The sequence below is a fragment of the Streptomyces sp. ID05-26A genome, from assembly GCF_033794685.1.
GTDB lineage: Bacteria > Actinomycetota > Actinomycetes > Mycobacteriales > Pseudonocardiaceae > Lentzea.
Genome location: NZ_JARAYZ010000001.1, coordinates 2,219,513 through 2,233,364, shown reverse-complemented (window position 1 = coordinate 2,233,364; position 13,852 = coordinate 2,219,513). Strand labels below are relative to the sequence as shown.

Here is a 13,852-nt window from a genome sequence, read left to right as displayed (position 1 = left end):
CAACGTTTCTGGGGGAGTTCTGCCATGTCCACTCGCGCCCGCCGCACCGCGCCCGTGGTGGCCGTGCTGGCGGTGCTGGCCACCGTCTGCGGGGTGACGTGGGGCGTCTGGGGAGACGGCTCGCGGTTCGCCGAGGCGATGCAGACGGCCGATCCGACGCCACGGCTGCCGTACGTCGTGGACACCTACGTGCTGGTCAAGCTGCCCGGCCGCACATTGTTCGACGAAGAGGGGCCGCTGGACGAGTTCACCGGCCGCGACGTGCTGACGCCGTCCGAGGTGAAGATCGTCGAAGAGGGGTCCGTCGCCGACGTCGAGGGCACGATCAAGATCGAGAAGGGCGTCACGCTCGGGCTGTGGCGGTTCTCCGTGCGGGACGGGGAGTCGCCGTGGGAGCTCTACGACGGGCTTGACGGCCTCTACAAGCTGGGCAACCACCACGCCGTCGAGACGACGTATCCGAACGTGTCGCTGCGTCGGAACGAGAACACTTTCCACGCGCACTACGTGCACGGTCAGGACGTGCTGCGCGTCGAGGGCCACGGCGACAACGGTGACGCGGTCACCGACCAGATCATGAAGCTGCTGGACCGCCAGGTCGAGCGCTCCCCGGCCGACGAGCGGCCGTCATGACCACGACCGCCCCGAGAACCTCGACCACACCCGCCGTCGCACTGCTGCAGGCAGGCGCCGCTGTCCTGGTCGTGTACGCCTACCTGGTCGGGCAGCACTTCGACCTCGCCTTCGTCCGCATCGCGCTCAACCGCCCGCTCGGCCTCGGCGAGGACTTCGGACCGCTCGCGCTGCTCGTGCTCCTCGCGACCACCGGCTACTCGACGGTGCTCGACCGCACGCCGTTGCGGACGCAGCTCGTCCGGACCTACCTCCCGGCCGGTGTCGCGGTCCTGCTCGGCGCCATCGCCATCACGTTCGGGGCGTCGATCTGGACCGCTCCCGACTCGTCGGACACCTCGTTCCTCGCCGTGCTCGGCAACCTCTCGCTGGTCAGCCACCTCGTCACGGGCGAGCAGCTGCTCGTGCCGCTCGGCTGGGTCGTGCTGCTGCAGCTGGTCGGCGTCGTGACCGCGGAGCCCGTCCGGCGCTTCGGCGTCGTCGTGCCGATCGCCCAGATCGTCGTGGTGACCCTGGTGGTCGCGTTCGCCCCGAACAGCCGGGCCGCTCTGGTCCTGGTCTTCTACCCGCTTGTGGTGATCGGTCAGCTCGTCGCGATGCACCGGCACCGCGTGATCCCGACGTGGATCGCGGCCGGCACCGCCGCGGTCTGCGCGATCCCCGTGCTGGGGCTGAACAGCACGAACCAGGCGTTCGCCGAGTGGTGGTACCCGGTGGCCTCGCTGGTCGCCGCACTGCTCCTCGCGGTCGCCGTCACCTACGGCGGTGAGACCGCGCACCGGCTGGCCGCGCCGGTCGCCGTGCGGTGGCTGGCCGACCACGCGTCCTGGGTCGTGGTGCTGGTCGGTGTGGTCGGCTATCCCCTGCTGGCGGGTGCGCGATGACCGGCACGCCCAAGTACATGCACGGTCTGGACCTGCTGCGCGTGCTGCTGGCCGTCGTCGTGATCTACAACCACTACGCGGGCTGGATGCGCTCGGTCGACGAGCCGTGGAGCGCACGGCAGGCCATCGACGGGCTGCTGGTCAACCCGTTCCACCTGAACCCGAACCTGGGGTTCGTCGGTGTCAGCACGTTCATGCTGATCAGCGGCCTGGTCGTCACGCAGGTGTCGTTCCGCGAGTCCGGCGGTCAGTTCCTGGGCCTGCGCGCGGCGAGGCTGCTGCCCGCCCTGTGGATCGTCACGGTGGTCGGCTGGGCGTTCGCCGCGCTGCGGTGGGTCAACATCAATCGGATCCCCGACGTCGACGATCTGTTCTGGAACCTCCTGCTGGTCCAGTACGCCGTGCCGAAGACGGCCGAGGTGCTGGCCGTCGTCTGGACGCTCGTCGTGCAGATGGTGTTCTACCTCTTCGTCGCCGCGACCATCCCGCTGCTGCGGAAGAAGCCGTGGTTGCCACCCGCTCTGTCGGTGGCGCTGGTGTCGGTGCTGCTGTCCATCACGCCGCCGGACGACCCCGAGCCGGCCACCGCGGTGCGGATGATCGCGACGTTCCTGCCGGTGCTGTTCATCGGCCAGCTGATCACGCTGGTGCGGCTGGGCAAGCTGCCCACCGGTGCGGGCGTGGCGTTCGGAACGCTGCACTTCCTGCTGTTCGTGCAGGCCGACCTGACCAGCGACACCTGGCCGAACGGACAGGCGTACCCGCGCACGCTGCTGATCGTCGTGCTCCTGGTGCTGCTGACGCTGCGCGCGGACGGCAGACTGGTCCGGTCACCGGTGATCGCGACGATCGCCAAGCGGACCTACGCCGTCTACCTCGTGCACATCCCGATCAGCTTCGCCCTGTTCCACGTGCTGAATCCGCTTGTGGGACCGTGGCTCGCGGTCGCAGTCGCATTGATGTGCATGGCAGTCGCGTCGGAACTGCTGTATCGGTTCGTGGAGGATCCGGTGGCGCGGTGGTACCGCCGCCGGACGCAGGCACGCACGGCCAGGCAGGAACTCGTGGGGAACCGGAGCACATGAACGCGGTCGCATGCACGATCACCAGGGAGAGCGGGCTGCCACTGGCGACGGTGCTCGCCCAGTCCTACCTGGCGCACCACCCCGGTAGCCGATTCGTCATCGCGGTGCTGGACGCCGAGCCCGGCGCGCGCTCCGAGGACGGGATCACGCTGCTCGGGCCCGGTGCGATCGGGGTGTCCGAGGACGACTACCTCGGGCTCGCCACGGCCTACCCGCCGGAGCAGCTCGCGGAGGCGCTCAAGCCGCTGTTGCTGAAGGAGCTGCTGCTCGACGCCGACGTGGTGATGCACCTCACGTCGTCGAGCTACGTGCTGGCGCCGATGGACGACCTGCTGACCGGCACGCACGCCCTCGTGGTCTCGCCGCACTTCCAGCGGCCGTTCGACGACGTGAGGTCGTCCGACGAAGGGCGGCTGGTCGGGACCGGGGTGTTCGACCCCGGGTTCGTGGTGGTCTCGCAGGACGCGGTGGAGTTCCTGGACAGCTGGGCCGAGGCGGTGCGAACGTTCCACGCCATCGACCTCGGTCATGGTGTGTGGGCTGATCAGGCGTGGTTCGACCAGGCCGTGAGCCAGCGGGGGCACCACGTCGCGCGGAGCACGGTCGGGGTGTGGAACGCCTTCGAGCGGCAGGTAACCGCCAAGACCCAGGTGGTCGACCTGCTCGGGTTCGACGCGACCCGGCCGTGGCTGCTCAGTTCGCACCTCACCGGGAAGCCGAAGACGTTGCTGTCGGCTCGCCCCGACCTCCAGCCCGTGGTCGAGCGGTATGCACAGGCGCTGACCGAGGCCGGGTACATCGCGCCGGAGGACGTGGCGCCGACGTGGCTGAGCGAGTTGGCCGACGGCACGAAGATCACGCCGCTGGTACGCGCGATCTACCGGCAGGCCGCGATCGAGGACGACGAGCAGGCTCCTCACGCGTTCAGCGGGCAGCCCTTCCGCGACTGGCTCACCGAACCCGAGCTCGGCGCGCTCAACCGGTGGGCGGCCGCGATCTGGCTCGACCGGGCCGACCTGCGCGGTTACTACAACGACGCGGCCAACCCCGGCTACCTGGACTGGCTGCGGACGTTCGGCGTGCCGGCGGGCGACCTGGCGGCCTGGGCGATCCCGGCACCGCCGCTGCCGATCACCCCCGCGAACGACGAGTTCGGCGTCAACCTGCTCGGCCACCTCACCGCGGTGCTCGGTGTGGGTGAGCTGGGTCGTTCGCTGCACGACGCGCTGGCCGCGGCGAGCGTGCCCACGGCGTCGGTGATCGAGGACGAGTTCGTGGTCAACGAGCTCGGCATAGACGCTCCGGAGGACGTCAGCAGGCCGCGGTTCCCGGTCAGCGTTCTCTGCGTGAACGCCGACCTCACCCGTGCCGTGCTGCAGGCGCACCCCGAGGTCGGCGAGGGTCGGCACAAGATCGGCGTGTGGTCGTGGGAGCTCGACGAGTTCCCCGAGTCGATGCACGTCTACGACAGCCTCGACGAGATCTGGACGATCAGCGAGTTCTGCCGCGAGGCGATCGCCGCGCACACCGACAAGCCGGTGAAGGTCTTCCCCATCCCGGTCAGGAGCCGGGCTGCCGTGACGAGGAAGTCGGGCGGTCGCACCAGGTTCCTCTTCGCGATGGACTTCAACAGCGTCTTCAAGCGCAAGAACCCGCTCGGCGCCATCGAGGCGTTCCGGCGTGCGTTCCCCGGTCGCGACGACGTCGAGCTGGTGCTGAAGGTGATCAACGGCAAGCTGCACGTGCCGGCCGCCGAGCAGTTGCGGGCCGCCGTGGCGCAGGACGACCGGATCACGTTGATCGAGAAGTACCTGTCCGAGCGGGAACTGCACGAGCTGTACGAGAACAGTGATTGCTACGTATCGCTGCACCGCTCGGAAGGCTTCGGCTTCACGGTCGCCGAGGCGATGTCCATGGGCATCCCGGTGATCAGCACCGACTACTCCGGCACCGCCGAGTTCCTGGACCCGGTGAACTGCTGGCCGGTGCCGTACGAGATCGTTGAGGTCGGACCGGACGCCGCGCCCTATCCGCCGGACGCGCGCTGGGCCGAACCGGATCTCGACGCGGCCGCACAGGCCATGCGCGAGGTCGCGGACGATCCGGCACGAGCCGCCGAACGCGGGCTGGCCGCGCGGGACCATCTGCGTCGCACGCGCAGCACCGAAACGGCCGCGGAATGGATCGAGGAGCAGGTCGGGGACGCTTGGCAGGCCTGGCGGAAGCGCTCTCACCCGGTCGCCCCCACCGCTTCCGCAACGGAACCGGTGGCGGGGCAAGGTGTGACGCCGGTTCTGCGCAAGGCGATACTGCGGGTGGTCAGTCAGGTTGAGCGTTATAAGGCATCCGGACCAAAGGTCCGCTAGGCCGCGTCACGACTTGGCGGTTGACGGGTCAGCCCTCAGGTGGGACATGCACAATGGCCGGGTTCGTACATGGAGAAAGGGGCTGTCAGCGTGAACTGGCAGGACGAACTGCGCAAGCTGGACGACGAGCTTGCGAGCGGCCGGATCTCGGCTGACGACTACCGGGTTCGCCGCGACCAGGTGCTGTTCTCCAGCAACACGGGCGGCCAGCAAGCGGCCGGGCAGCAGCGTTGGCAGGCCCAGCCGCCGTCAGCGGCACCGGCGGGACCGGCGACGGGATCCCAGGCGACCCAGTTCATCACCCCGGTCGGCGGTGGTGAACCGCCGAATCCGGCCCCGAACCCCGACGCCACCCAGGTCGTGACGCCGCGGCCGCCGGACGCCGACCGCACGCAGGCGGTGCCGAGCGCCGGCATGGGCCAGCCGAACTACGGCCCGCCCTCCCCCGCGCACGGTTTTCAGCAGCCCGGTCCGCCCCCGCCCCCGTGGCAGGCCAGCGACCAGGCGCCGCCGTGGCTGACCCAGTCGAACGACAACTGGTCGCGCTCGGGCCCCGAGGTCTTCGACGAGTCCTCGTCGGGCAAGGGCAAGAAGGTGTTCGCGATCATCGGTGTGATCCTGGTGATCGCGCTGATCGGTGGTGCGGTCTGGTGGTTCGGTCTGCGAGGCGGCTCCGGCGGCACCGAGAACACGGCCGCCGCCCCGACGTCGACCACCACGACCACCAAGCCGAAGACCCCGCTCGAACTGCTGCCGGCGGCGCCGGGCACGGCCGACCCGAACAACGGCGACTCCACGCCCGAAAAGCTGGTCACGGCCGGCTTCCTCACCCAGGAGGAGGGCGACGTGCTGACCACCGAGGGCGTGCAGAAGATCGCGTTCAAGGGTGGCAAGGACGGCGCGTTCACCTACCACGCCGAGGTTTTCGAGACCGACTCCCCGGAGAAGGCGACCAAGCTCGCGGCCGACCTCGCCGAGGCGGCGGGCAAGTCCGGAATGGTCGACGGCGCTCGTGGCGCGTTGCCCCCGAAGGCCAAGGTGCTCCAGCTGATCAAGCCGAAGCAGAGCGGCTCGTACGTGGTGGTGTACTCGACCGGCAAGCAGGTCGTGCGTGCGTCCACGGTCCAGGAGCCCATCGGTGACGCCGACGCCGACCTGATCCAGAAGTTCCAGGAGTACAGCGTCGCGGTGTCGAGGAAGTTCCCGGCCGCCTGACATGAGCAACGACGTCGTCGACTACGCGGACGGCGCCGAGGACGCCGTTCTCGAACGGCTCCGCGCGGCGACGGACGTCAGCGCCGGTTCGGCTGAGCTCGCCACGAACCTCGGTGGTTCGTGGGAGCTCACCTACCACTTCTCGCCTCAGCGGCTCGGGTTGCTCGCGCCCCTGGACATCCGGCCGGGGCAACGGGTGCTCGACGTCGGCTGCGGCAGCGGTGTCCTGAGCCGGGCCATGGGCGAGGCCGGGGCGGACGTCGTCGGTGTCGAGGGCGTGCCGTTGCGCGCGGCCGCGGCGCGGGAACGGTGTCGTGACCTGCCTGGCGTGCGGATCGTCGACAGTCCTGTCGTGGAGTTGAGCAAGCACGGGACGTTCGACCTCGCGATGGTCTGCGGCGTGCTGGAGTACTGCGACCCCGAGCAACTGCTGGGTGATGTCGCCGAGGCTCTGGACGACGACGGCGCGCTGGTGCTCGCGATCGAGAACCAACTCGGCCTCGGGTACCTGCTCGGCCGGGCGGAGGACCACCGCGGGAAGTCGTGGGTGGGTCCCGCCGGTTATCCGGGCTCCGGCGCGCGGACGTGGAACCGGCAGCGGCTCGGCGAACTGCTTTCCGCCGCCGGGTTCACCGTCCAGCGCTGGATGGCGCCGTACCCGGACTACAAGACCCCGCGGATCGTCGTGGACGCGTCGCTGCACGACCGTCCCGACGCTCCCGAACTGATCGACAAGCTCGTGCGCGACCCGCTGCAGGGCGCGTTCGGCGGCACCGTCGGCGCGATCGCCGGGAGGCTGCCACACCGTCTCGCCGTCGAGGACGGGTTCAGCGCGGCGGTCTCGCCGTCGTTCCTCGTCGTCGCGGCACGCACGCGGGAGTCCGTCGAACGGACCCTGCGGCCGGGCCTCGCCTGGATGGTCAACAACGGCAGGTTGCCGCAGTGGCGGCGCTCGCGGACCCTCACCGACGATCTCGACCTGGTGGTGGCCGACGGCCGGGAGAGCGTCGCGGGCTGGCTGCGCCAGGTGCTCGTCGAGCGCGACCCGGTGTTGCCCGGTGTCGCCCTGGACAGCCTGCTGCTCGACTCCTTGGCGGACAACGACCTCGCCGCGCTGCGTGATCGTCTGAAGTTGTGGCGCGCGTACTGCACGGCGGATGCGCGGCCCCACACCGATGCGGACGTGCACCACCCGTTCCTGCCTGGTCGCGAGGGTGTTCCGGTGCTGCCGCCGGACTGCCTCGACGTGCATCCCGGCAACTTCATCGTCGCCGATCACGGGACGTACCACCGGATCGACCTCGAGTGGCAGGCCGAGTCCGGAGTGGACGCCGAGCTCGCGCTCGCGCGGGCGCTGCTGGAGTTCGCCCGCGAGGTCCACCGGAGCGGCGCCGCGCACCCGTGGCCCGCGCAGTGGTCGATCCGGCAGCTCACCGGCGAACTGACGACGCTCGCCGGGTTGCCCGCGCCGCGGTGGGACGACCTGCTTCCAGCCGAGGCGAAGTTGCAGGAACTCGTCAGCGGCACGCCGGCGGACGAGGTGCTCGCCACGTTGCTGAGCGAGCTCGACGTGCCGGGCAGGCCGAGGCTCTGGGAAGGGCCCGCGCTCACCGAACTGCAGGACATCGCGGCCTCGGTGCCGCAGCTGACCGCGCGAGCCACCGAGCTGGCCGACAGGCTGCACGAACGTTCCGAGGAACTGGAGAAGCTGCACGAGCAGTCGAACGCCGCCACCGCCGCGTTGCGCGACGAGATCGGCCGGTTGGACGACCTGGTCGGCAACTCGTTGATGGAGCTCGCCGACACCGACGCACGCCTCACCGAGCAGACGGCGCTGGCGGACCGGCTCGCCCAGGAGAACGCGGAACTGCGGGCACGCCTGGAGAAGCTGGACTCCTCGTCCATCGTCCACATCGGACGCGAGTTCGTCTGGCCCGCCGCCCGTGCGCTGCGCGGTACTCGTGACCTGCTGCTCGGCAGGGGCGGTGAGGAGACGGACGCGGTGCTGCGCCGGCTGGGCCCGATCGCACCGCTGGTCGGCGGCCGGATCCGCGAGGTGAGCAAGCACGACCGCGCCACGCGGCTGCGCTACGAGGTCGCGGTGCCGGAGACCGAGATCGTGGTCGGTCGCGGCCAGGTCGTCGAACTCGAGGGCACGGTCGAGCACGAGGACCTGCCGGTGCAGACCGTCGCCGTTCGCGCCGACGGAAAGACCTGTCCGGGCACGACAGGCCACCCCGGCAACGGAATCCGGCTGCGCGTGCCCGTGCGCGCACGCACGTCACCGGGTTCCATCGCGCTCGAACTGCTGGTGACTCTGGCGGACGGCACGGTCTTCCGCTGCGATCTGCCGCCGCTGCACGTCCGTCCACAAGCGACGGTCAAGCGCATCGAGACGACCTGGCCGGGTGACGGTCCGAAGGTCGCGATCTGCCTCGCCACCTACAACCCACCGCGGCACCACTTCGCCGCGCAGCTCGACACGATTCGCGCGCAGACCCACGAGAACTGGGTGTGCGTCATCAGCGACGACAACTCGGACGAGGCCGGCCGGGCCACGTTGCGCGACGTGGTGGGCGACGACCCCAGGTTCGTCGTCGTCGAGCACGACGAGAACGCGGGCTTCTACGGCAACTTCGAGCGGGCGCTGCAACTCGTGCCGTCGGACACCGAGTTCGTGGCGCTGTCCGACCAGGACGACCTGTGGGACGCCGACAAGATCGAGACGTTGGTGGCGGAGTTCGCCGACCCGTCGGTGCTGCTGGCGTACGCCGACATGCGACTGGTCGACGACCACGGCACGGTGATCGCCGACAGCGTGTGGACGGGCAGGCCGAAGCCGGGACCCGATGCGGACCTGGAGCAGTTGTTGCTCCTCAACACGGTGACCGGCGCGGCGAGCATGGTGCGCGCGGACGTGCTGGCCGAACGCATGCTGCCGTTGCCACCGAGCACCCCCGCGTCGTACCACGACCAGTGGCTCGCCGCGTGCGCCCTGTCGATCGGCCGGATCGCGTTCGTCGACCGGGCGCTGCACTCCTACCGCCAGCACGGTGCGAACGTGACCGGCTGGCAGGTGCCCCGCCTCGCCGAGGGCCTGCCGGGTCTCAAGGGACTGGCCAGGTACGCGCTCGGGTTCGGCCAGGACTCGTTGGCGCACAAGCAACCCGAGCTCGACCACATCATCGAGCACGAGACGCGCAGGATCGCGCAGTTCGCCACGGTGCTGCTGATGCGCAACCACGACCTGATGCAGCCGGAAGTGGTCCAGCACATCTCACGACTGACCACGGCCGAACGCAGGCTGTGGCCGTTGGTGCGGCTGGCTTTGGAAGGCGACCGCCCGGACACGGCGGGTGCCGAACGAAGGCTGCTCGCGGCCGCGTTGCTGCGGCGCGCTCAGCGTTAGCGGGACTTCGCCGGCGCCAGACCGCACTCGACGAGGACGTCGTCCAGCACGGCGTCCGCGTGGACGACGGTCTGCGCCCACTCCTCGGCGCTCGCGAGCCGTGCGCGTTCGACGCCCGCACGGATGGCGTCCGCGCGCTTGAGGTCGCGTGCGTACTTCTTCTCCCAGGCGACGTGCGGCAACACGTCCAGGCGCAGCACCCGGACGGCTTGCGGCTGCCACTCGGTGATCTCCGCCGCCGCCGTGCCGGGGCCGAGCGCGATGACGACGTCGTAGAGGCCGACGCGTTCACGGCTCCACGCCACCGGTTCGGCGTCGGACACGACCTCGATCCCGGCCGGTCGCCAGTCCTGCTCTGGTTCCTCCGGCACGAACAGCGTGACGGCGGCCTCGGGGTCCCGGTCCCTCAGCGCGACGAGCAGGGTCGCGTCGACCTGGTCGTCGGCGACGACCAGGATCCGCGCGGTGGCGGGGCGATCGCGCAGCCACCACAGCCGGTGGGTGTGCTCGTGGATGCCCAGCGCCGGCGGGCGGGTCGCCAGGTCGTCGGCGTGCCGGCGGCGGAACACCTCGCGGTTGATGTCGGAGAGGCGTTCGGCCGTGGCCGTCGAGCTCGTGCCGTGCCGGACGTGCAGCACCCGTGACGCGGGCTGGACCCACACCTGCCAGCCGAGCCGGCGCAGCACGAACTGCAGGTCGGTGTCCTCGTAGTAGGCGACGTGGTACTCCGGCGAGAACCCGCCGGCCTCGTGGAACGCCTTGCGCCGCATGACGAGGCACGCGGCGGAGGCGTAGTCGACGACTCGGGGGTAGAACGACTCGACGTCGTACTGCCCGTCGCCCCAGCCCCTGCTGTACGCGTCGCCGCCGAGGAGGCTGCCCGCCTCCTGCACCCTGCCGTCGGGGAAGACCATCAGCGGCGCGACCGCGGCGGCCTCGGGCCTGCCGTCGAGGAACTCGAGCAGCGGGGCCAGCCAGCCCTCGGTGACCTCGACGTCGGCGTTGAGGAAGCAGACGAACTCGGTGCCCGCGTGCTCGACACCGACGTTGCAGCCGGCGCCGAACCCCAGGTTCTCGTCGAGCCGGACCACGGTCGCCGTCTGGAGGTTGTCCTCCAGCCACTGCCCGGTGCCGTCGGGCGACGCGCTGTCGACGACCACGACCTCGTAGGGCTGCTCGGTGTGCTCGGCGAGGACCTCCAGGCAGCGCGCCGCCATCGGTCCGCCGCCGTAGGTGACCAGGACGAACGTGACACGGGGGCTCACCGGCCGCGCAGCTTTCCGTAGACGACGCGCGGCAGCCGCGTCCACCGGTAGAGCTTGGTGGAACGCATCGCGGCGAGTTCGGTCCGTTCCGCGGCCAGCGCGGCGAGCACGTCGCGGTGCCGCTCCGCCAGATCGGCGTGCAGCCGCCGTTCCGTGGCCAGGTCGGGCCCGATGTCGCCGCTGCGGCTGAGCATGTGCTCGACGATCGCCTCCCGTTCGGCGATCAACCGGGCGTGCAGCTGCTGGTGCGCCTTGCGCAGCGCCTGGTTCTCGGCAGCGAGCAACGCGATGCGCGGCTCGACGCCCCCGGCCTTGGCGAAAGCGTCCTCCGCGAGGCGCGCCACCGCGTTGAGGTGGTCGTCCAGCAGCCGGACGGCCTTGGCGGACCGCTCGACCTTGAGCGCCCGCCGCATGGCGGTGACCAGCCTGCTCGGCGCGGTGACGACCTGCTCCGCGCTGCCGAACTGCTCGACGGCCGCGCGGTCGGCGCCCTTCGGGTCGAACAGCACCCACGTCCGGCCAAACGCTTGCGCGGCCGCCGCCACGTGCTCGTCTCCGGCCACCACCGCGGCCGCGTTCGCGATCACGGCCAGCCGGTCCTCGACGACGGCGTCGTGCTGCATCGTCGGCCAGCCGGTGTCCTCGGGCTTGACGCCGGTGGGCAGCACCACGACGTGGTCGATGGCCAGCAGTTCGGCGGCCTTGGCCACGGCGGGCCGCAGCCGGGCGAGCGGTGTGCTCGCGGTGACGTGCAGGACCAGGTACCGGTGTTCGGGCAGCCTGCCGAGCTGCCGGAGGTGCTGCACGCGAGCGGTGAGGACCGCCGGTTCCACCAGCCGGTCGGCGAGCACCCCGACGTTCGGCACGACGTCAGGCCCCTCGTCCCGGGTCGACAGCACCCGGAGACCGGCCTTGCCACCCGACCTGACCGCCACCGCGACCGCGTTGCCAGGCACCTCGGCGATCTCGAGCGGCCCGGAAGGCGACACGACGATCAGGTGGAAGTCGTCAGGCCCGACAGAGCTGAGCGGCGTGGCCCCCAGCCCGCCGTCGGCACGATGCGAGTGCGCCCGCCGCGCGAGCGGGGTGATCCGCCAGTCACCCAGGCGTTCCCGCAGTTCCCGTTCGAGCACGCGCACGGGCAACTGGTCGCCGAGCCCGTCCAGTTCGGTGCTGCACAACAAGCCGAGCGATCCCCCGACGGCGGTTTCTTCACGCACCGGACTGACTCTACTGGCCTGACCTCGCCCAGAACGGCGAGTCGAGGAAGGTGCAACCCGCGACGCGTGCTACACGTCTACTACGGGTGTAAGAGCCACTCGGAGGCGACACATGTTGATCACCGTGACATTAGTCACATTGGGCGGTTTGGCGTTCTTGGTGCGAACCGTAGCGGTACTCCTGGCCGTTTCCTCATCCAAGAAGGCCAACGATTACCCTGCGCCACAAGCTTCCGCCAATTGAGATACTCGTTCGGAGTACGTCTTACGGCGGAACGTTGACTTACCGTACGATCCTTTCGGGTCGTATGACTGATCAGTCACCCGAAGGGGACCTCACAGGGGTAGGTGCGCCATGGACCACGCACTGAACAAGGTCATCGAGCTGCGCGAGAGTGGCTTCCAGTTCCTCCACTTGAGGGACGACGCCGGGCAGCTCGACCGAATCATGGCGTTCAAGCAGCGAAGAGGCTTCATCGACTCGATCCTGTTCTGGTCGGAGACAGAGGCGCGCGCGGGACGTCTGCCCGCGGTACGCGACTCGGCTCGCCCGGCTCAGGCCGTGTGGATCTACGAGGGCCCGTTGGTCGAGGCCGTGGACAGGCTGCTGGACCTGCCTGAACCCGGCTCGCGCAACGCTCCGACGCTGATGAAGGCGACGGCCTCGGATCTGGCTGTCGTGACGACGCTGCCGTTCAAGCTGAAGTTGCCGCCGGGCGCGATCGCCTAGTTACTTCTTTTCGAAGTCGCCGCGCTTGATGGCGGTGATGAACGCTGCCCATTCGGGCGCGGCGACCTCGGAATTCGCCCGGTTCTTGGAGTCGCGCACGCGCGCGATTGAGCCGTTCAGCGCAATCTCGACACAGCTTCCATTGCCGCCGTTGTTGCTGCGGCTGCTCTTGCGCCACACAACAGACACTTCAGACCCCTACCTCTCGGCAGCCAGCCTCTCGATCCACGCGGCGGACTCTTCGGGGGTCAACGCCAGCTTCGAGAGGTGCTTGAAGGTAAGGGTAGTGGTCTTCACGCGGGCCGGGTCGTCGATGTGAAGCGATCCGCCGGTGTGCTCGATGTAGAGAATCTTCGGGTCTCCGGCGTACGGAAAGTCCAGCAAGTTGAAGCCGCCGTTGTGCCCGTCATGCAGCCCGGCCATGTCCAATACGACCTGAATCGTGACGTTCGGTAGCAGGCCGACCTGGTTGACGTGGACAAGTTGATCGCGATCCGCGTACCGCAGCGCCGCTTCAGTGATGATCGCGTGGTACGAGATCGGGCGGTCGCCGGCCAGGCGTCTCTGTCTGCGCTGCCGGATGGCGATCTGGTCATCGATCCACCTCTTGGACCTCTGAGCCCTGGATCCTGCGAACAACGTCCGCATGTACCCCTTGCTCTGGATCATCCCCGGGATGTAGTTCGGCTGAAACTCCCGAACCGTCGAGGCGTCGTGCTCCAGGCTGATGTAGCCCTGGTCCTCGATTCGGTACTGCTTCCACCAACCCTTTTCCTTGGCGAGCTTCCACATCTCCAGATATGGCTCCACCTCGTCGCCGATCACGCCGTAGACGTCGAGCATCGTGCGCAACGCGTGGATGTCCGGCACCTGGCCGTTCTCGATGCGGCTGAGCTTCGGAACGTTGTAGTCGATCCGGTCAGACGCTTCGCGCTGACTCAACCCGGATCGTTCGCGCAGCAGTTTCAACGCCTCACCGAGGCGTCGCTGCCGGAACGTGGGTTCAGCCACGGCCCAAACGTTACGGGCGAGATCCGGAATCTGA

11 protein-coding genes are annotated in these 13,852 nt (G+C 69.4%); 7 read left to right on the top strand and 4 right to left on the bottom strand.

The features are described 5' to 3' along the window. The first annotated feature begins 24 nt into the window (after positions 1-24). The 6 genes from PV646_RS11055 to PV646_RS11030 all read left to right on the top strand — a co-directional run bounded on the left by PV646_RS11055 (position 25) and on the right by PV646_RS11030 (position 9,592). Complete coding sequence (locus tag PV646_RS11055; protein WP_500341322.1) at positions 25-633, top strand: hypothetical protein; 609 nt, start codon at positions 25-27, stop codon at positions 631-633. Next, positions 630-1,517: a hypothetical protein gene (locus PV646_RS11050; protein WP_500341321.1), complete on the top strand. Its 888-nt coding sequence runs from the start codon at positions 630-632 to the stop codon at positions 1,515-1,517. Before PV646_RS11055 ends, PV646_RS11050 begins: the two co-directional genes overlap by 4 nt. Then, a complete protein-coding gene (locus PV646_RS11045) occupies positions 1,514-2,602 on the top strand; it encodes an acyltransferase family protein (protein ID WP_500341320.1) in 1,089 nt (362 codons plus the stop codon). The genes PV646_RS11050 and PV646_RS11045 overlap by 4 nt, the downstream gene beginning before the upstream one ends. Next, positions 2,599-4,968 (top strand): glycosyltransferase family 4 protein, encoded by a 2,370-nt coding sequence (locus tag PV646_RS11040; protein WP_500341319.1) that lies wholly within the window; start codon positions 2,599-2,601, stop codon positions 4,966-4,968. The genes PV646_RS11045 and PV646_RS11040 overlap by 4 nt, the downstream gene beginning before the upstream one ends. Positions 4,969-5,037: 69 nt before the next feature. Further along, positions 5,038-6,183: a hypothetical protein gene (locus tag PV646_RS11035; protein WP_500341318.1), complete on the top strand. Its 1,146-nt coding sequence runs from the start codon at positions 5,038-5,040 to the stop codon at positions 6,181-6,183. Position 6,184: 1 nt separating this feature from the next. Then, positions 6,185-9,592, top strand: coding sequence for a glycosyltransferase (locus PV646_RS11030; protein WP_500341317.1), 3,408 nt, complete (start codon positions 6,185-6,187; stop codon positions 9,590-9,592). On the opposite strand, the gene PV646_RS11025 is transcribed toward PV646_RS11030, so the two are convergent. Further along, on the bottom strand, positions 9,589-10,857 hold the full coding sequence (locus tag PV646_RS11025; protein WP_500341316.1) for a glycosyltransferase family 2 protein: 1,269 nt from the start codon (positions 10,855-10,857) through the stop codon (positions 9,589-9,591). The two genes, PV646_RS11030 and PV646_RS11025, sit on opposite strands and share 4 nt — an antisense overlap. Beyond that, positions 10,854-12,077, bottom strand: coding sequence for a hypothetical protein (locus PV646_RS11020; RefSeq protein WP_500341315.1), 1,224 nt, complete (start codon positions 12,075-12,077; stop codon positions 10,854-10,856). Before PV646_RS11020 ends, PV646_RS11025 begins: the two co-directional genes overlap by 4 nt. A 355-nt stretch (positions 12,078-12,432) precedes the next feature. On the opposite strand from PV646_RS11020, the gene PV646_RS11015 reads away from it, so the two are divergent. Then, positions 12,433-12,807 carry a hypothetical protein gene (locus tag PV646_RS11015; RefSeq protein WP_189156589.1) on the top strand — a complete coding sequence of 125 codons (375 nt, stop codon included), beginning with the start codon at positions 12,433-12,435 and terminating at the stop codon, positions 12,805-12,807. Here PV646_RS11015 and PV646_RS11010 read toward each other — a convergent pair whose 3' ends face one another. Continuing rightward, positions 12,808-12,987 carry a DUF397 domain-containing protein gene (locus tag PV646_RS11010; protein WP_500341314.1) on the bottom strand — a complete coding sequence of 60 codons (180 nt, stop codon included), beginning with the start codon at positions 12,985-12,987 and terminating at the stop codon, positions 12,808-12,810. Between the two features lie 18 nt (positions 12,988-13,005). Further along, positions 13,006-13,818, bottom strand: coding sequence for a helix-turn-helix domain-containing protein (locus PV646_RS11005; protein ID WP_500341313.1), 813 nt, complete (start codon positions 13,816-13,818; stop codon positions 13,006-13,008). Positions 13,819-13,852: the final 34 nt, after the last annotated feature.

What these genes read in the sequence shown, in the direction of transcription:
- PV646_RS11055 (WP_500341322.1), top strand. Translation starts at nt 25, where the DNA reads ATGTCCACTCGCGCCCGCCGCACCGCGCCCGTGGTGGCCGTGCTGGCG.
- PV646_RS11050 (WP_500341321.1), top strand. Translation starts at nt 630, where the DNA reads ATGACCACGACCGCCCCGAGAACCTCGACCACACCCGCCGTCGCACTG.
- PV646_RS11045 (WP_500341320.1), top strand. Translation starts at nt 1,514, where the DNA reads ATGACCGGCACGCCCAAGTACATGCACGGTCTGGACCTGCTGCGCGTG.
- PV646_RS11040 (WP_500341319.1), top strand. Translation starts at nt 2,599, where the DNA reads ATGAACGCGGTCGCATGCACGATCACCAGGGAGAGCGGGCTGCCACTG.
- PV646_RS11035 (WP_500341318.1), top strand. Translation starts at nt 5,038, where the DNA reads ATGGAGAAAGGGGCTGTCAGCGTGAACTGGCAGGACGAACTGCGCAAG.
- PV646_RS11030 (WP_500341317.1), top strand. Translation starts at nt 6,185, where the DNA reads ATGAGCAACGACGTCGTCGACTACGCGGACGGCGCCGAGGACGCCGTT.
- PV646_RS11015 (WP_189156589.1), top strand. Translation starts at nt 12,433, where the DNA reads ATGGACCACGCACTGAACAAGGTCATCGAGCTGCGCGAGAGTGGCTTC.